This is a genomic window from Bradyrhizobium sp. HKCCYLRH3099 (assembly GCF_051167855.1).
GTDB lineage: Bacteria > Pseudomonadota > Alphaproteobacteria > Rhizobiales > Xanthobacteraceae > Bradyrhizobium.
The window spans coordinates 134881-152863 of sequence record NZ_JBNPTW010000018.1; the positions used below are offsets into that span (position 1 = coordinate 134881).

Below are 17983 nucleotides of genomic sequence, written 5' to 3' on the forward strand. Positions count from 1 at the left end.
GAGTCGATCGGGATCGCCGGCCGCGCAACGAAGCGGGCACGGAGAGCGATGAATTCGCACGAACGGCGGATGATCGCGCACGAATTGCGTCAGTCGACACGACCTAATGATGCGAATGACGAACGCAGTTGGTTGCGCGACGCCGCATCGGCGTAAGACGCTCGCGGTGTCAGCCGATGTGCGTTGCGACGAAGCGCGCGCCCGATGCTGCGAGTGCGAAATGACTGTGTGAGATCATGCCGGCCGACGCAACCCGAGTCGCGCCTTGACCTCGGCGACTTTGGCGCGGCTCACCGGCACGCGCGGCTTGGACGGGCCGTCAAGCTCGATGATCGCGCCCTCGCCTTCCTTGCCGACGAAGGTCACATGCTCGATCGCGACGATGTGACTGCGGTGGACGCGGATGAAGCGGCCGGGATCGAGCTGCGCCTCGGCCTCGGAGATCGACCACGGGCACATCCGCTCGCGGGTGCCGTCATGCACCCTGGTGTAGTGCGCATCGGCGCGGACGCTGCGGACGTCGCCGGCATCGATGAAATGGGTGCCGTTTGCGCCTTCGAGCGGCAGCCGCGCTGCCGCGATGCGCGGCGGCTGGCCGATGCCCCCGAGCGGCGCGGCCTTGATGCGTGCGGGTGGAGCGCTTTCGAGCGCGTCGGGGGGAGCCACCGCAACGGGTTGCGCCGCAGGGGTGACCGGCTCCGGCGCGAGGTCAGGGGTAGTGATGGGGGGAGCCGTGGCCGGCTCCGCTGTACGGCGCGGGTCGGGCACCAGCGACAGCAGGAAGCCGGCGGCGACCACGAAGCACAGCACGGCCACGACGATCGCCAGCACCTGCGGCGACGCAGCAAGCCCCGCGGCGGCATGCTGATGGCCCTCGCCGGCCGGCACGACATGCATGCCCAGCATCGCCGTGTAGTGCATGCCGGAGACGGCGATGCCGAACGCCAGCGCACTGATGGCCAGCCGCAGGCCGTCCTGCCGAGCGAGAAAGATGCGCAGGCCGCCGTAAGCGGCGACGATCGCGATGGCGACCGACAGCGCCACAAGCAGCGGATCATGCGTCAGCCCGAAGCGGCCGGCGAGGCCGTGCATGCCGACATAGTGCATGCTGGCGATGCCGGCGCCGAGCAGCAGCGCCGAGGGCACGACGCGCTGCGGCGAAGCATCGCCGATGCTGACGAAGAACAGGGAGACGCCGACCACCAGCGCGCAGATCAGGAAGGAGATGATGGTCGGCAGCACCAGATAGACGGCATCCGCCGGCAGCGGCGCGGCCATCATGCCCACGAAATGCATGGTCCAGATGCCGACCGCGAGAATGCCCGCGGCCCCGGACAGCAGCACGCGCGGACTCGCCCCCGGCCCGCTGCGAATGCGCGCGGTGAGACTGAATCCGGTATAGCCACCCAGGCTCGCGATCACGACCGAGAGCGCGACGAGATAAGGATCGTATCCTTCGATCATCCTTGCCGGCCGCCCGTCGCCACGGGCCAGCCTCCTCCCGGAGGAGGTTTTACAGGGGGCGAGCGGGGGATGACAACACAAGGCGGGGACCGCGAGGGGGCGTGATGTCGCTGGGTGGCGAGGCGGATGCGCGCGGCGCATTTCGGTTCGCAGCAAAGTTGGGATTCGAGCTTCCGCCACGGCGGCAGTGCGCTCCCCTCCCCCTTGCGGGGAGGGGTCGGGGGTGGGGGTCCATGCATTCCGCTCGAAATGATGAGCTTCAACTCCGAGAACACATGTTGGCGGAAGTGAGTCTCATGGGCTTCGGAGTTCGGAGACCCCCACCCCCAACCCCTCCCCGCAAGGGGGAGGGGAGCCCACTGCCTGTGCCGCAAGGATCGAGAATCACAATTCGGCTGCGAGAAGCGCATATGGCTGGCCGCGGCCAGCCATATGCCCTCACCCGGTCAAATGATCCCCGCCGCCACCTGGCTGCGCAGGCGCTCGAGGCTGAGCAAGGTCTCCGCGCAGGCCGTGGCCACTTCGACGCCCTTGGTCGCGAAGTGCTTGCGGAAGAACTCGAAATGCGCCTGCGTCTCGTGGAATTGCTGCGGCGTCAGCACCGCGGAGAACACCGGCACCTCGGTGCGCAGTTGCACGTCCATCATCGCCTTGATGACGGTGTCGGCGACGAACTCGTGCCGATAGATGCCGCCGTCGACGACGAGGCCGGCCGCGACGATCGCGGTGTAGCGCCGCGTCTTGGCGAGCAGCTGCGCATGCAGCGGGATTTCGAACGAGCCCGGCACCTCGAAGATGTCGACGCGGTCGCGGGCGATGTGGCGTGCCTCGATCTCGTCGAGGAACGCTGTGCGGCATTCGGCGACGACGTCGCGGTGCCAGGCCGATTGCACGAAGGCCACCCGCTGCGGCTTGGCGAAGCGGGGATGCGAGGGGGCCGGAGGCTGGTCCTCAGGCGGAGATGCCACCGGCGTGTCCGCCGGCGAAGCGGCTTCAGTCGCGATATCGGTGGGAGTGTCGGTGGCGGTGGTGTCGATGGAGTCTTGCAACATCTGATTCATGGTTGTCCTCGTTGAGAGACCAGAATCAGGGCACACGGAACGACGACGCCCCCACGCGGAGTGCGCGGGGTGCCGGGACCCGTTCTCTTTCATCCGGACTGTGACCGTCGGCTTCGGAGTCGCACCGAATCTGCTGACCCTTCTCTGTTCGGCCCGATCCGGAGAACAGGATTCTCCAAACCTGACCTTGCCGAGAAGGCGCTCGCGGGCTCGCGCTCTCGACCGAGACCGCTTACCGCCGGTGGGGAATTTCGCCCCGCCCTGAGAACATGAGCCGCCCGGCTGGACGACCCGCAGGAACTATGCAGGCCCCCGGCAGCGGCGGCAAGGCCTCACGCCCGCGGCCGGCGAAGCCCCGCCATGCAGCGTCCTGCGGCCTTTTCCGCGGCCAAATCGGTTCGAATAGGCGGTTTGCGGTGAATCCGATTCCGTTTTGTTCTCAAAATCGCATGATTCCACAGGCTGGACAGGAGTTGTGGACGAAGCGGTGTTTCGCTGTGGACGGACTCGCCCCCCCGTTGCGCAGATTCCGCAAATCACATCAGTTTGTCCTCGCACGCCCGGGGTACCTCCGGGGCTGCAAGCCGGGTCGCGACGCGCCGTGAGGGCGCGGGCCGGGTCGCCGCGTAAGTACCAACGAGATCAAGAAGACGAGGTCGAGACGGCATGTCCCTGCTCGAAAGCACTATCGATTCCGGAAATCATCCGTTGAGCGTCGTCGAGAACATCGCCGCCGACAACAACTGGATGTTCGAGCGTTCCGGCGAGGACGAGATCACGATCGCCTCCAAGGGGCAGTGGACCGACTACCAGATCTCCTTCACCTGGATGGCCGAGATCGAGGCGCTGCATCTGGCCTGCGCCTTCGACATGAAGATTCCGGAAGCGCGCCGCGCCGAGGTGCAGCGGCTGATCGCCGCCATCAACGAGCAGCTCTGGCTCGGCCATTTCGACATCTGGACCCACACCGGCATGGTGATGCATCGCCAGGCGCTGGTGCTGCCCGGCGGCATCACGGCCTCGGGCCCGCAATGCGAAAGCATGCTGGCCGGCGCCATCCACGCCTGCGAGCGCTATTTCCCGGCGTTCCAGTTCGTCGTCTGGGCCGGCAAGTCGACCCAGGACGCCATGGCGGCCGCGCTATTCGATACCGAAGGCGAGGCGTAAGCCGCCGGCGCCTCGACATATTCGGTGTCGTCCCGGCCTTGAGCCGGGACCCCTGCGCGAGCGCCTTCGGCGTTCGTCGCAAGCCGCGTGATGCCCATGTCGCCCGCGATGCTTGTCGCTCTGCCCTCGCTCCACTAGAACCGCCTGTGGTTATGGATCCCGGCTCAAGGCCGGGACGACAGCTTTTGTGCGGTGACTCTCGTGGGCAACAACGAACTCCAACACACCACCGGCACGATCGTGCTGGCCGGCGCCGGCAAGATGGGCGGCGCGATGCTGACCGGCTGGCTGGCCGGCGGGCTCGATCCGAAGCGCGTCGTCGTCATCGAGCCGATGCCGTCGGCGGAGATCACCGCGCTCGTGGCCCGCGGCGTCCGGCTCAATCCGGCGACCAGCGCTCCGGCCGAAGTCGTCATCACAGCCGTCAAGCCGCAGATGTTCGCCGAGGCCGGGCCGGCGCTGAAGCCGTGGGTCGGCGCGTCCACGCTGGTGCTGTCGATCATGGCCGGCACCACGATCGCGAGCTTGCAACAAACGCTCGGCGGAGCCGTGGTGCGCGCGATGCCGAACACGCCGGCCGCGATCGGCCGCGGCATCACCGTGGCCGTGCCCGCCGCCAATGTCAGCGCCGCGCAGCGCGCGCTCACCGACGCGCTGCTGCGCGCCACCGGCGCGGTGGAATGGGTCGACGACGAAGGCCTGATGGATGCGGTAACCGCCGTGTCCGGCTCAGGCCCCGCCTATGTCTTCCTGCTGGCCGAGGAGCTCGCCCGCGCCGGCGTGGCCGCCGGCCTGCCCGAGGCGCTCGCCACGACCTTGGCGCGCGCCACCGTGTCGGGCGCCGGCGAGCTGCTGCGCCAGTCGGAGCTACCGTCCGCCACCCTGCGCCAGAACGTCACCTCGCCCGGCGGCACCACGGCAGCGGCCTTGTCAGTGCTAATGGCTGCGGACGGCTTTCAGCCGCTGCTGACCAAGGCGGTGGCCGCCGCGACCGCGCGCTCCAAGGAGCTCGCCAAGTAACTTTGACGATAACTGACAAGCTCAGCGCGACGGCGTCGGCGGGCCGCCATGCTGCTGCCGCCATTGCAGGAACTGCTTGAACAGCGCGCTGCGCTCGGCCGGATCGTTCGACACCTGTCCGCCGCTCTGGCGCACGAAGGTCTCGAACTGCTGCTGCTGGACATCGGCCACCTGCGGCCGCGGCACCATGTTGCGCGCCACCAGCCAATCGTCCGCCGCCTTGAAGCGCTTCCAGCCGGGGATGGTCGCGACGATGCTCGACTCCCGCCATTTCGGATGCCGCGGCGGCTTCATGAACTCATCGTAGTTGGCGAAGAACGCCTCGACGAAGCGCGCGACCTTGCGATAGCGCTCGGTATTCTCAGGCCAGTTGTAGCTGACCAGCAGCATGCCGATCGCCACCGTCTCGATGGTCTCGCCGGGATTGAGCAGATTCGGATACTCCTCGGATGACAACGTCGTCGGCAGATAGAGATCCTGCAATCGGCGGTCATAGGGGATCGTCACCAGATGCAGTGCGCGATTGTCGTTCCTGATGTTGCGGGCGAGCTGAAACACCTTGCCGGTCGAGACGATGTAGGCGTCGGCCTCGCCATCGATCAGCTTCTGGATCGATTTGGCATCGTCGGTTGCGTAGTCGAACGATGCGGTGAGGCCGAGCCGGTTGAAGATCACGCGCGCGGAATAGAAGCCGACATCGGTCGGCGCGATCACGCGCTTGCCGTTGAGATCGGCGATCGAACGGATCGAGGAGCGCGCGATGACGTGGATCTCGTTGTGATAGAGCCGCGCGATGTAGCGGAATTGCGAGGTGATGTCGGGGATGCCGTATTGCAGGCGATAGAACTCGGGCACATCGGCGGCGACCGCGCCCATGTCGATGCTCTTCAGGAAGAGGATGTCGGAGACGTTGCGCACCGGTCCCTTGCCGAGCACCGGCAGCACCCGGACATTGGTCTGGTCGTCGAGCACGCGCGCCATGTCCGAGCCGAACACCGAGGTCGCGCCGCCGGCCGGCGCGGTGATGATGGTGACGGTACCGTCATTGACGTCGTTCGGATTGGGCAGCCGCCAGACGTCCGGACCGCTGCCGGGCGCTGGCGACAGCGACGCCGGCAGGCCGGCGGGACGCGGCGGCGCCGGAGCGTTGGCCGCATTGGGCTTGGCCGGCGCCGGGGCGACCGGCACGATGACCGATCGGGTTGCGGCCGGGCGCTGCGGCTGCGCCTGGGCGGGCGGCGGCTGCTGTTGAAACTGCGGCCACACCTGCGCGGGCGCCTGGCTCATCAAGAGTCCGGATGCCAGCCCGGCGAGCGCGATGAGCGAAGCTGCCTTCGAGACGATGGACATAGCGCAACGGCCTCCTGCACCATCGCGATGCGCCGCAGCGTTCTCGACCGGTCCGGAGCTTTCACCGCGCGGCTTGCCCGGCCCTGGGCATGCGACGGGCGACCGCGGCCTCGGCTGAGACCTCGCGACAACCAACTTCGCGATGCGGAGCGCGCCGGGCCAAATTGCCACGATCGGCTCCGATCGAGTTCCCTAGTTGTCGAATCGGATTCGATGGATTTGCGGCGGGGAACGGGATTTTGTATGACGACGTGCATATAAGCCGGACCTCGCAGTCCGGCTGTGGCTTCAACGCAACGCCTTGACGTCAGGCCGCCAGCCGGTGTTGCCGCCGTGCCAGGATCAGCAGGGTCACCACGATCGCGAGGTTCAGGGCATTCCAGGCGATGCCGTTGGCGAACGCCGCCGCATAGGAGCCCGTGGCATCGAAGATCACGCCGGACACCCAGCCGCCGAACGACATGCCGAACACCGAGGCGAAGATGACGATGCCGACCCGGGTGGCCGCCTCGCGCGCCGGCATCGCCTCGCGCACGATGATCGCGTAGCTCGGCACGATGCCGCCCTGGAACAGGCCGAACATGCCGGAGATCAGGTAGAGCGACGTCAGACCGTCGAAGAACAGATAGAACAACAGGGCAAAACCCTGCGCCAGCGAGCCGATCAGGAGCGTGCGCATGCCGCCGACGCGATCGGCGAGGAAGCCCGAGCCGATCCGGCTGACGATGCCGAGCGCCATCATCAGGGACAGCATCTGCGCGCCGACGGCGACGCCATAGCCGAGGTCGCCGCAATAGGCGACGATGTGCACCTGCGGCATCGCCATCGCCACGCAACAGGCGATCGCGGCGACGCTGAGCAGCACGGTCAGCGCATTGGTGGAGATCGGCAGGCTCAATTGCGGCGGCGGCGCCTGGCTGTGGTCATGCGCGCCCGCGCCGCCCATCCGGGCGCGCAGCACCAGCAGCAGCGCCGACATCGTCACCGCGCAGAATATTCCGAGCGCGACATGGGTGGCGCGCCAGCCGATCTGCTGCACGCCGTAGTTCACCAGCGGCGGCCACACCGTGCCGGCGACATAATTGCCGGAGGCGACGATAGTAACGGCCAGCCCGCGATAGCGCTCGAACCAGTGCGACGCCTCGGCCATCAGCGGCGCGAAGGTCACGGAGGAGCCGAGCCCGATCAGGAAATACACCGCCTGGAACTGCCACAGGGTCACCGAGGCGCCGGCGAGCAGATAGGCCGCGGCGGTCGTGGCGATCGACAAGGCCATCGCGGTGACGATGCCGAAGCGATCGGTGATGCGGCCGACGATGACGCCGCCGAGACCGAAGCCGAACATTGTCAGCGTATAGGCCAGCGAGACCGCGCCGCGGCTCGCGGCATATTCGGCCTGCACCGTCGGCAGCACGACGACCACGGTCCACATGCCGGCGCCGCCGATGGAACCAATGACAAGCGCAAGCGCCAGCCGCGCCCAGGCCTGGCGCGAGTCCGGTGTGAAGTGAGGCGCTTCCTCGAATCTAGTCTGGGGTCCGTGCACGATGGCCGCAACTTCGTCGCCGCATGCCACGGGGTCAAGCCGCATTGCTGCGGGCCAGCCCATGCAGAAGCAGTGCAACAAAGGCGCTTTGGCCAATCGAGCGCACGTATTTACGCGAACTGCGTTGCCGCCCGACGGGTTGGGCAACGCGAGAGCGACCGTCGTGTATGTGGGGGCAAGCTTTCGCGCAGTGCACGGTGCGCTCCCTCTCCCCGTTCTTCACGGGGAGAGGGTTGGGGTGAGGGGCAGCCACACCCACCGACCGTGCGGAGAGCCCCCTCACCCGGATTGCATCTGGCGATGCAATCCGACCTCTCCCCGCCTTAGCGAAGCTTCGCTTCGCCCTGGCGGGGCGAGGTGAACAGTGAGCGCGCGGTACGACTGCCGCAGAACAAGCTCCCGGCGAAATTTGTTGCGGAACCACGGCGCGCAATAGCGTGTAGAGTGGACCGGGTGCCCTCCCCTCTTTGCCCCCCGGCACCTCCTGCGCTACAATGCACGCCTCACGGAGCGATTTGCGCGCGGATGTCGTTGGGGCTCACTCGGAACATGCTGATGGTGGCGGGGCGGCTGCTCGTGCTCGCCTACCTCGTCTGCGTGCTCAGCCCCGGCGTCACGCTGGCCTTCGCCCATGGCGCGGCGCCCTGCCTCGACGAAGCGTTCATTGCCGTCGCCGCCGCGCATCATCACGCCGCCCCGCATGAGAGCCACGACGGCGCGATGATGCCGCGACATGCGGCGCACGCGCATCATCACCAGAATGACCGGGTCGCGGAGGCCAGCCTGCAGACGCAGCCTGACCCCGCGCCCTTCCCGGCCCATCACGACCACGACAAGCTGCCCGGCCCCTGCTGCGCCATGATGTGCGCGGTCGGCCTCACCGCCGCCTTGCCGGCGGTCACCCTGCCCGCGCCGGTCGCCACCGCCAGCGAAGCCATCGGCGAAGCCGGCCTGCCTGGGCGCACGCCGCCGCTGCTGTACCGCCCCCCTATCGTCCTGGCCTGAGCGAACGACGCCGGCTCGTCGCGCCTCGCGCGCGCGGCCGTTTGCTTGTCATCGACAGACCTAAGGACACATCATGTTGTCGCATCCCAAGGCGACGCCCGCAGCCGCACGTCCGGCGCGGCGCAGCCTGCCGTTCCCATGTCTCCCGATCGCTGTGATACTTGTCGCCGCGACGGCACTCGCCGCCTGCCAGCCGCGCACAGTGGCGCTGTCGGGGGCCGACCCCGCCGATCCCTCAGCGCGCGTGGCGCCGGTGCGGACCTCGGCCGTGGTCGCGCCCTACACGCCGCTTCGGCCTGCTGCACCGACACGTTGGGGCCAGCGCGACCCGCGCTCCGAGCCGAGCCGTTAGGAGCGCCCGATGCAGTGGATCAAACGGCTCATGGCCCTGGGCCTGGCCGCGACGGCACTCGCCGGCTGCGCCTCGTTCTCGCCCGACGGCGGCATGGGCGTCGTCGCCGACATCACCGGGCGCACGACGGCCAAGGAGGTCGCCTCGGTGCGAACCGAGGACGACGCCGCGCGCGTCCGCGAGGCCACGCGGAAACTGCTGGCGCGGCCGCTGTCGGCCGATGCCGCGGTGCAGGTCGCGCTGTTCAACAACAAGGGCCTGCAGGCCGCCTTCCATCAACTCGCGCTGAGCGAGGCCGATGCGGTCGAGGCCAGCCTGCCGCCCAACCCGACGTTCTCGCTGATGCGCATCAGCGGCGACGGTGCGTTCGAGGCCGAGCGCCAGGTCGCCGGCGATATCCTGGCGCTCGCCACCCTGCCGCTGCGCTCGGAGATCGCGCGCGAGCGCTTCCATCAGGCGCAGCTCAGGGCGGCGCTGGCGACGCTGCGGCTCGCCGCCGAGGTCCGCCGCGCCTACGTGCGCGTCGTCGCCACCAACGAGCTGGTGGGACTTCTCGTCGAGGCACAATCCGCCGCGGAAGCCACCGCAAAGCTGGCCGCGAAGCTCGGCGAGACCGGCGCGCTGAACCGTCTCGACCAGGCCCGTGAGCAGGTGTTCTACGCCGAGACCACCGCCGAGCTCGCCACCGCACGCCGTGTCGCGGGCAGCGCGCGCGAGCGGTTGATCCGGCTGATGGGATTGTGGGGCGACGATCTCGACTTCCGCCTGCCCAACAAGCTGCCCGCGCTGCCGCGCAAGCCGCTGACAGAGCCGTTCGTCGAGCGCGACGCGGTGACGCATCGCATCGACCTGCAGATCGCGCGGCTCGAGCTCACGGCGCTCGCGACCTCGCTGCAGCTCAGCGACGCCACGCGCTTCGTGACGCTGCTCGACCTCGCCGGCCTCGAGCGCAAGACGGGAGAGCCGGACGGCCGCGTCATTCGCGAGCGCGGCTACGATGTGCAATTCCAGATCCCGATCTTCGACGGCGGCGAGGTGCGGGTACGGCAGGCGGCGGAGACCTACAACATCGCCTTCAACCGCCTGACCGAGCGCGCCGTCACGGTCCGCTCGGAAGCACGCGACGCCTATCGCAGCTATCGCGCCGCATTCGACATCGCCGGCCACTACGCCCGCGAAGTGCTGCCGCTGCGGAACATCATCAGCGAGGAGATGCAGCTGCGCTATTCGAGCATGCAGGTCGACATCTTCGCGCTGCTGCTCGAGGCGCGGCAGCGCCTGGCCTCACGCCGCGCCGCGATCGATGCGGTCAGAGACTTCTTCCTGGCCGAGGCCGAACTGTCAGCCGCCGTCAACGGCGGCGTGGCGGCGGCCGAGGATGGCACGCAACAGACCGCGAGCACGCTCGCGCCGAGCAACGACTGACAGGAGAGCCCACATGTTGTCACGCCGAACCCTGCTCGGCTCCGCGGCGCTGGCCGGCGCCTCCGCCGTGTCAGGCCGCGTCCAGGCCGCCGCGATCCCCGAAGCGCCGACCATGGAGAAGGCCGTGATGCAGCCGCCGCTGCGTCCCACGGCGGGACCGGACTATCAGCCCGTGGTCACGCTCAATGGCTGGTCGCTGCCGTTCCGCATGAACGGCGATTGGAAGGAATTCCATCTCGTTGCCGAACCGGTCACGCGCGAGTTCGCGCCGGGCATGACGACGCATCTCTGGGGCTATAACGGCCAGTCGCCAGGCCCCACCATCGAGGCCGTCGAGGGCGACAAGCTCCGGATCTTCGTCACCAACAAGCTGCCGGAATACACCACCGTGCATTGGCATGGCGTGATCCTGCCCTGCGGCATGGACGGCGTCGGCGGCCTGACCCAGCCGCACATCAAGCCCGGCAAGACCTTCGTCTACGAGTTCGAGATGAAGCATGCCGGCACCTTCATGTATCACCCGCACGCCGACGAGATGGTGCAGATGGCGATGGGCATGATGGGCATGATCGTCGTGCATCCGCGCGGAGCCCAGCCGCCGCCCGTCGACCGGGACTTCGTGTTCGTGATGTCGACCTATCGCATCGAGCCCGGCAGCTACATGCCGAAGGTCAACGAGATGACCGACTTCAACATGTGGACCTGGAACGCGCGGGTGTTTCCCGGCATCGACCCGCTGCCGGTGCGGCTCGGCGACAAGGTGCGCATCCGCATCGGCAACCTCACCATGACCAACCATCCGATCCATCTGCACGGCCACAAGTTCAAGGTGACCGGCACCGATGGCGGCTGGCTTCCGGAAGCGGCGCAATTTCCGGAGACCACCACCGACGTACCCGTCGGCGCGGTGCGCGTGCTCGACTTCGTCGCCGACAATCCCGGCGACTGGGCGTTCCACTGCCACAAGTCGCACCACACGATGAATGCGATGGGCCACGACATGCGCAACCTGATCGGCGTGTCGCGCAAGGAGCTGGCCGCCGCCGTCGGCAAGCTCGCACCGGAGGGCATGGTGATGGGCCACACCGGCATGGCGATGGGCACCATGGAGATGCCGGCGCCGGACAACACGCTGCCGATGATGACCGGCACCGGCCAGTTCGGCCCGATCGAAATGGGCGGCATGTTCACCACGGTGAAGGTGCGCGAGGGGCTGGCGCGCGACGACTATCGCGATCCCGGCCCTTATCAGTTTCCGCAAGGCACCGTCGCCTACGAAGTCGCGAGCGCGCCGGAGGCCGTGCGGCGGAGCGACAGTGCGAAAACACGGACGCGCGCGCAGCGCTGAGGCTGCGATCAACCGCGACACACAGACGACAATCAGGAGCTCTGGATGAAGATTGCGATTTCACTGGCCATGGCCGCCACCGCGCTGCTCGTCGTACCGGCGCATGGGCATGAGCAGCACGGCACGCCCGCCTACTCCGCAGGCGAGCCCGGCGATCCCAAGCAGCCGTCGCGCACCATCGAGGTGCTGCTCAGCGAGATGGAGTTCACGCCGGCGCGCATCGAGGTCAAGCGCGGCGAGCAGATCCGCTTCGTGCTGCGCAACACCGGCAAGGAGGATCACGAATTCCTGCTCGCCACGAGACGCGAGAACCTGAAGCATGCCGCCGTCATGAAGAAGCATCCGCACATGGAGCACGACGAGCCGAACGGCGCGCGTCTCGCCCCGGGCAAGGCCGCCGAACTGCTGTGGCGCTTCAGCAAACGCGGCACGTTCGAATACTCCTGCCTGATCCCCGACCATCGCGAATTCGGCATGACCGGCCATGTCACCGTCAAGTAACGCAGCCCGGATGAGCGCAGCGCTTCAACCAAGCCCACGAGCCCGTAGGGCGGATGAGCGTGAGCGTCATCCGCCCCGCCCCCCGCGCTTGGCGATATGGCGGATGACGCTGCGCTCATCCGCTTTACGCACCGTTTCAACCAACGAGAAGGAACCACATCATGAGAGCTTATCGTCACCTCACGACCGCTGCGCTGCTTGTTGCTCTCATCACTCCCGCCATTGCGGCCGACGCGATCAGCGGTGACGTCAAGAAGATCGACGAGGCGAATAGCAAGATCACGCTGCATCACGGCCCGGCCAAGAGCCTCGGCATGGACGAGGCCATGACCATGGTCTACCGCGTCAAGGACGCCGCCATGCTGAAAGGCTTGAAGACCGGCGACAAGGTGAAGTTCGAAGCGCAGGAGGACGCGTCGGGCTACACGGTGACGAAGATCGAGAAGGGGAAGTAGCACCTCGCCGCTACGTTCGCGGTCTCCGCGGGACCGCACACTCTCTCCACGTCATTCCGGGGCGCGCGGGAGCGCGAGCCCGGAATCCATACCCACGACCATCTGCCGTGGCACGAGATCCAGGCCACGCCTGATCTCCACGATCACGCCGGCCTGTGGCTATGGATTCCGGGCTCATTCACGCGCGCTGATGCGCGCGCGAATGCCCCGGAATGACGCAGGGCAATCGCATGTGGCGATCGCCGTTTTGTGCTCGTCTCTCTCCATCGTCATGGCCGGGCTTGTCCCGGCCATCCACGTCGGCCGGCATGCTGAGAACGATTTGGATGCCCGGGACAAGCCCGGGCATGACGGAGTAACTAACTTGCAGGATCGTTCGTCGCGACAGCCTGGAATTTCCACACGCGATTGCCCAGCGGAATGACGCGCGGATGGGTGGTGCAGGGTCGCAACCAGCTGGGTGAGGCGGCGAAACTGACTAGGCCGCCCGCACCGAGTTCAGGAAGCGCGCGACCTCCTGCTTGAGGCGGCTGCTTTGGCCGCCGAGCGACTTGGCGGCGGCGAGCACGTTCGAGGAGGCCGAGCCGGTCTCGTTGGCGCCCTGGCGCACGCTGGAGATGTTGGCGGAGACTTCCTCGGTGCCGTGCGCGGCCTGCTGCACGTTGCGGGAAATCTCCCGCGTCGCCGAGCTCTGCTCCTCGACCGCGGAGGCGATCGCGGCGGCGATCTCCGACATCCGCGCGATGGTCTCGCCGATGTCCTTGATCGCGCCGACCGACTCCTGGGTCGCGCCCTGGATGCTGCCGATCTGCTGGCCGATCTCGCCGGTCGCCTTCGCCGTCTGCTCCGCCAGCGCCTTGACCTCGGAGGCCACGACGGCGAAGCCGCGGCCGGCCTCGCCGGCGCGTGCCGCCTCGATCGTGGCGTTCAGCGCCAGCAGGTTGGTCTGGCCTGCGATCGCATTGATCAGCTCGACGACGTCGCCGATTCGCGCCGCCGCCTTGGCGAGTTCGCCGACGCGGTCGTTGGTCCGCCGCGCCTGCTCCATGGCGTCGCTCGCGATCTGCGCCGAGATCTTGACCTGGCGGCTGATCTCGTCGACCGAGGTCGTCATTTCCTCGGTCGCCGCCGCCACCGAATGCACGTTGGTCGAGGCCTCCTCGGAGGCGCTGGCAACCACCGTGGCAAGCTCCAGCGAGCGTCCGGCGGTCGTGGTCAGCGCGTCGGCCGCATGTTCGAGATCGGTCGTGGCCGAGGCGACCACCTCGATCACCTCGCCGATCGCAGCCTCGAACTCGCGGGTGAAGGTCTCGACACGCTGGCCGCGCTCGATCTTGGCCTGAGCTTCGGCATTGGCCGCGCGCTCGGCGGCCTTCTTCTCCAGCAGCGCCTCCTTGAAGGTCTGCAGCGAGGCGGCCATCGCGCTGATCTCGTCGTCGTGGCGGCTCGTGGGAATGGCGATGTCGTCATGGCCTGTCGCCATCTCGCCGATCACCCCGGTGAGCGCGATGACCGGCGCGATGACCCGGCGGCGCAGCAGCAGCGTGACGCCGACCAGCAGCGCCAGCAGCACGGCGACCACGACGCAGCCGATGATCAGCATCAGCCGCGCGCTGTCGCGCGCCGCGGTGGCGCGATCGCGCGCCTCGGCAATGGTCGCGTCGCGCAGCACGAAGAACTTCTCGATCGCCGGCACCACCGTCTCGGCGAGCTGGTCGGCATTGATCGTGTAGTTGGCATCGCCCAGGCCGGTGGCGATCTCGCGGTCGACGACCGGATTGGCTCGGCCGAAATAGGCGTCGTTGGCCTCCTTCAGCGCGGTCGCGAGCCGCGGCGGATTGCCGAGCTGCTGGACGCCGGATTGCAGGCGGTCGCGATTGCTCTCGATGCGGCCGAGGCCGCGATCCATCGTGGCCTTTTCAGGGAGCGTGACCTGCCGGCGCGCACTGATCGCGGGCGACAGCGCGGCCGCACGGCCGCCCGCGGCGATGCGCAGATCCTGCGCCGTCCGCGCAACGCTCAACAAGGGTGTCAACGAGGCGTCGTTGGCGGCGACGCGGTCGGCGAGACTGTCCAGGATCGGATCGATCATCGCGGCCACCTGGGTGACGCCCGGCAGGAATCCCTTCACCGCGTTCTGGTCGCGACCGCTCAGCTGGCGCGTCAGAATCGGATCGGTCGCGGCGCGGATGTCGTTGAGCTTGGATCCGGCCTGCGCGAAGCTGTCGGTGATGGATCTGGACTCGGCGAGCTCGCCGAGCGCTGCCTTCGCCTTCTGGAAGCTCGTATCCCCCAATTGCCTGATCTTCGCGATGGCGGCGAGCTGCGGCTCGGTGGCGGGCGCTTCCTGGAACAGCGGCGTGATGTAGGGCGCACGGTGCCCGACCACGTGCTGGCCGTAACTCAGCACGGCGCCGAACGCCTCGACCGACCGGATCGCCTCGTTGCGATCGACATAGGTCCGATATTGCCCGAACACGTTCTGCGCGGCCGGCACGAGCGCCAGGGCCGTCACCGACAGCATCGAGACCGCAAACAATCGACCGATCTTCATCGCAGAGGCGTCCATCCATGTTTTGATTTTGAGTGAATGTGCACGACGCACCCTAAGCGTTGCTTAAGTGGAACCGCCTCCGTAGTCTTACGGGGATCATGGCGCGCGCTGCCAACTGTCATCGCCGCGCAGCAACGACGCCTTGCGCCGTGGACGCCATCGTGGCTCGGCTGCCGCTCGACCTCGCGGCGAACATCCCCGCCGGCCTTGCATCGACACGCCACGGCCTCCGTACTCTGGCGGCTCTCAGCCGCGCCATTAACCATTTGCTAACCATGCGCGCGGCAAGATTTGCCGCGTCGCGCTGCGCGTGGCCGGTCGTCGGACAACCGATCCGAGGCGTCCTGGTCCGTGGGGCCACGGGCTCGACCGGCGGCCGCGGCGTGCTTTGCTCGTGCGTCGGCGGCACGCCGGAGCCAGCCGTCACTGTCAGCCCGGAGAATGAGCCCTTGAGCACCGTCGGTTCGCGCGCCTTCCAGAAGGCGCGGCAGGAAAAGAAGCAGAAGAAGCTCATCGAGACGCAGCTGACGGCCGCCTACACCGCCTATCGCGCCGGCCGCCATGCGGACACGCAGGCGGCGTGCGCCAAGCTGCTGCAGGAGGTGCCGGACTGCTTCGAAGGCATGCACCTGATGGGCATCTCGCTGGTGTCGGCCGCGCGCTTCGGCGAGGCGACCGTGTTCCTGAAGGAAGCCGTCAAGCTCGAGCCCAATTCGGCGGATGCGCAGTCCAATCTCGGCTGGGCCCTGATCAATTGCCAGCTTTTCGAGGAGGCGCTCGCCCCGATCGAGCGATCGCTGGCGCTGCGGCCGAACGCGCCGATCACCTTGCGCAACCACGCCATCGCGCTGCTGCGGCTGAAGCGGGGCGAGGCCTCGATCGCGGCGGCGACCCGCGCGCTCGAGCTCAATCCCAACGACGCCGACTGCTGGTGCAACCGCGCCGTCGCCGAGCTGATGCTGCGGCGCTGGGATGCGTCCGCCGCCAGCGCCGAGCGCGCGCTGGCGCTCAACCCGAACCATTTCGAGGCGACGGTCAACAAGGGCCTCGCCCATCTCGAGCTGCACCATTACGAGGTGGCGGAGGCGGCGTTCAATGCGGCGCTCGCAGCGCAGCCGCGGCATGCCGAGCTGCTCGCGCATCGCGGCCGGCTCTACATGGTCTCGGGCCGCACCGCGGAAGCCGAAGCCGATTTCGACCGTGCCGTCACGCTCGATCCGCAGCTGCAGGTCGGCTGGCAGGGCAAGGCGCAGATCTGCATGCTCAAGGGCAACGTCGCGCAGGCGATCGCCGCCTGCAAGCGCGTGCTCGACACCAACCCGACGGCGCAGGTCGCGCTGACCCTGCTCGGCGCCTGCCGCGGCCGGCTCGGCGATGTCGAAGGCGCGATCGCGCAATTCGACCAGGCGCTCGCGGTGCAGCCCGATTACGACGAGGCGATCACCAAGAAGATCTTCTATCTCGACTTCCTGCCCGGCGCCGATTTCGCGGTCCAGCAGATGGCGCGGCAATATTGGTGGATGGCGGTCGGCTCGAAATTCAAGCGCCGCACGCTTCCGCCGCGCGCGCTCGATCCCGACCGGCGCATCATCGTCGGCTACGTCTCGGCCGACTTCCGCACGCATTCGGCGGCGTTCGCCTTCCTGCCCGTGCTGCGCGGCCACGACAAGACGCAGGTCCAGGTCAACTGCTACTCGACCTCGCGGCAGCACGATGCCTATACCGCGACCTTCCAGTCGATCGCCGACGTCTGGGTGGACGCCGCGACCCTCTCCGACGACGAGCTCGCCGACCGCATCCAGGCCGACGGCGTCGACATCCTGGTCGATCTCTCCGGCTACACCACGGGCATGCGCATGCCGGTGTTCGCGCGCAAGCCGGCGCCGATCCAGGTCACCGCATGGGGCAGCGGCACCGGCACCGGCCTTGCCACGATGGACTACTTCTTTGCCGATCCGGTCACGGTGCCTGCGAATGTGCGGCCGCTGTTCGCCGAGCGCGTCTACGATCTGCCGTCGGTCATCACGATCGATCCGGTGCTGGACGTGCCGCCCGCGCCGCTGCCGATGCTGCAGAACGGCCATGTCACCTTCGGCGTCTACAATCGCATCGACAAGATCTCTGACGCGGCGATCGCGCTCTGGGCGCGGCTGCTGGCGGAGGTCGCGGACGCGAAACTCGTGATCAAGCATCTGGCGCTCAACGATCCCGCGGTGCGCGACGGCCTCATCGCCCGCTTCGTCGCCCACGGCGTGCCGGACGCGCGCCTGTTGTGCCTCGGGGCCAGCGAGCGCGTCGAGCATCTCAAATCCTACGGGCACATCGACATCTCGCTCGATCCGTTCCCGCAGAACGGCGGCATCTCGACCTTCGAGTCTCTCTACATGGGCGTACCGGTCGTTGCCAAGCTCGGCACCGCAGCGGCCTCGCGCGCGGCCGGCGGCATCCTGACCGCGGCCGGGCTGGCCGACTGGGTCGCCGAGGATGATGACGGCTACATCCGCATCGCCAAGACCTTCGCCGCCCAGCCCGAGCTGTTGTCGAAGCTGCGCGCCGAACTGCCCGGCATGGTCGCGCGCTCGCCGGCCGGCGACGTCGCCCACTACTCGCGCTGCGTCGAGGCCGGCTACCGACAGTTCTGGCGCGACTACTGCGCCGGCGCCGCCGCTCCGCGGCGCAGCTAGGCGCGTTGGCCTGCGGCAGCAGCGGGTCGCGCGTCAGCTCGAACCGTTCAG

General features: G+C 67.9%; 14 protein-coding genes and 1 riboswitch. Of the genes, 9 read left to right on the plus strand and 5 right to left on the minus strand.

Features of this window, described 5'->3' with window-relative positions:
• Positions 1–234 precede the first annotated feature (234 nt).
• Together ACQR1Y_RS27840 and ACQR1Y_RS27845 are read right to left on the minus strand one after the other, a co-directional pair.
• Positions 235–1464 carry an MHYT domain-containing protein gene (locus ACQR1Y_RS27840; protein ID WP_434878840.1) on the minus strand — a complete coding sequence of 410 codons (1230 nt, stop codon included), beginning with the start codon at positions 1462–1464 and terminating at the stop codon, positions 235–237.
• A 446-nt stretch (positions 1465–1910) separates the two neighbouring features.
• Positions 1911–2525, minus strand: coding sequence for a 6,7-dimethyl-8-ribityllumazine synthase (locus tag ACQR1Y_RS27845; RefSeq protein ID WP_434878839.1), 615 nt, complete (start codon positions 2523–2525; stop codon positions 1911–1913).
• A gap of 77 nt (positions 2526–2602) precedes the next feature.
• A riboswitch (FMN riboswitch) is annotated at positions 2603–2798 on the minus strand.
• Between the two features lie 393 nt (positions 2799–3191).
• Here ACQR1Y_RS27845 and ACQR1Y_RS27850 point away from each other — a divergent pair.
• Complete coding sequence (locus tag ACQR1Y_RS27850) at positions 3192–3692, plus strand: YbjN domain-containing protein (protein ID WP_434860540.1); 501 nt, start codon at positions 3192–3194, stop codon at positions 3690–3692.
• 192 nt (positions 3693–3884) lie between these two features.
• Positions 3885–4712 (plus strand): pyrroline-5-carboxylate reductase, encoded by an 828-nt coding sequence (proC, locus tag ACQR1Y_RS27855; protein WP_434878838.1) that lies wholly within the window; start codon positions 3885–3887, stop codon positions 4710–4712.
• A gap of 21 nt (positions 4713–4733) precedes the next feature.
• Here proC and ACQR1Y_RS27860 read toward each other — a convergent pair whose 3' ends face one another.
• Complete coding sequence (locus ACQR1Y_RS27860) at positions 4734–6062, minus strand: TAXI family TRAP transporter solute-binding subunit (RefSeq protein ID WP_434878837.1); 1329 nt, start codon at positions 6060–6062, stop codon at positions 4734–4736.
• 307 nt (positions 6063–6369) lie between these two features.
• Positions 6370–7608 carry an MFS transporter gene (locus ACQR1Y_RS27865; protein ID WP_434860543.1) on the minus strand — a complete coding sequence of 413 codons (1239 nt, stop codon included), beginning with the start codon at positions 7606–7608 and terminating at the stop codon, positions 6370–6372.
• Between the two features lie 549 nt (positions 7609–8157).
• Between ACQR1Y_RS27865 and ACQR1Y_RS27870 the strand changes: the two genes are divergently transcribed.
• The 6 genes from ACQR1Y_RS27870 to ACQR1Y_RS27895 all read left to right on the plus strand — a co-directional run bounded on the left by ACQR1Y_RS27870 (position 8158) and on the right by ACQR1Y_RS27895 (position 12694).
• The gene (locus ACQR1Y_RS27870; RefSeq protein WP_434878836.1) at positions 8158–8613 is read left to right on the plus strand and encodes a hypothetical protein; all 456 of its coding nucleotides are present in this window, start codon (positions 8158–8160) and stop codon (positions 8611–8613) included.
• Between the two features lie 73 nt (positions 8614–8686).
• Positions 8687–8965: a hypothetical protein gene (locus tag ACQR1Y_RS27875; protein WP_434878835.1), complete on the plus strand. Its 279-nt coding sequence runs from the start codon at positions 8687–8689 to the stop codon at positions 8963–8965.
• A gap of 9 nt (positions 8966–8974) precedes the next feature.
• Positions 8975–10390 carry a TolC family protein gene (locus ACQR1Y_RS27880; RefSeq protein WP_434878834.1) on the plus strand — a complete coding sequence of 472 codons (1416 nt, stop codon included), beginning with the start codon at positions 8975–8977 and terminating at the stop codon, positions 10388–10390.
• A gap of 13 nt (positions 10391–10403) precedes the next feature.
• The gene (locus tag ACQR1Y_RS27885; RefSeq protein ID WP_434860547.1) at positions 10404–11738 is read left to right on the plus strand and encodes a multicopper oxidase family protein; all 1335 of its coding nucleotides are present in this window, start codon (positions 10404–10406) and stop codon (positions 11736–11738) included.
• A gap of 45 nt (positions 11739–11783) precedes the next feature.
• Positions 11784–12239: a cupredoxin domain-containing protein gene (locus tag ACQR1Y_RS27890; RefSeq protein WP_434860548.1), complete on the plus strand. Its 456-nt coding sequence runs from the start codon at positions 11784–11786 to the stop codon at positions 12237–12239.
• A gap of 161 nt (positions 12240–12400) precedes the next feature.
• Entirely contained in the window at positions 12401–12694 is a 294-nt protein-coding gene (locus ACQR1Y_RS27895) for a copper-binding protein (protein WP_434860549.1), read from the plus strand.
• A 478-nt stretch (positions 12695–13172) separates the two neighbouring features.
• Here ACQR1Y_RS27895 and ACQR1Y_RS27900 read toward each other — a convergent pair whose 3' ends face one another.
• Positions 13173–15248: a methyl-accepting chemotaxis protein gene (locus tag ACQR1Y_RS27900; protein ID WP_434878833.1), complete on the minus strand. Its 2076-nt coding sequence runs from the start codon at positions 15246–15248 to the stop codon at positions 13173–13175.
• A gap of 449 nt (positions 15249–15697) precedes the next feature.
• On the opposite strand from ACQR1Y_RS27900, the gene ACQR1Y_RS27905 reads away from it, so the two are divergent.
• The gene (locus ACQR1Y_RS27905) at positions 15698–17932 is read left to right on the plus strand and encodes a tetratricopeptide repeat protein (protein WP_434878832.1); all 2235 of its coding nucleotides are present in this window, start codon (positions 15698–15700) and stop codon (positions 17930–17932) included.
• Positions 17933–17983: the final 51 nt, after the last annotated feature.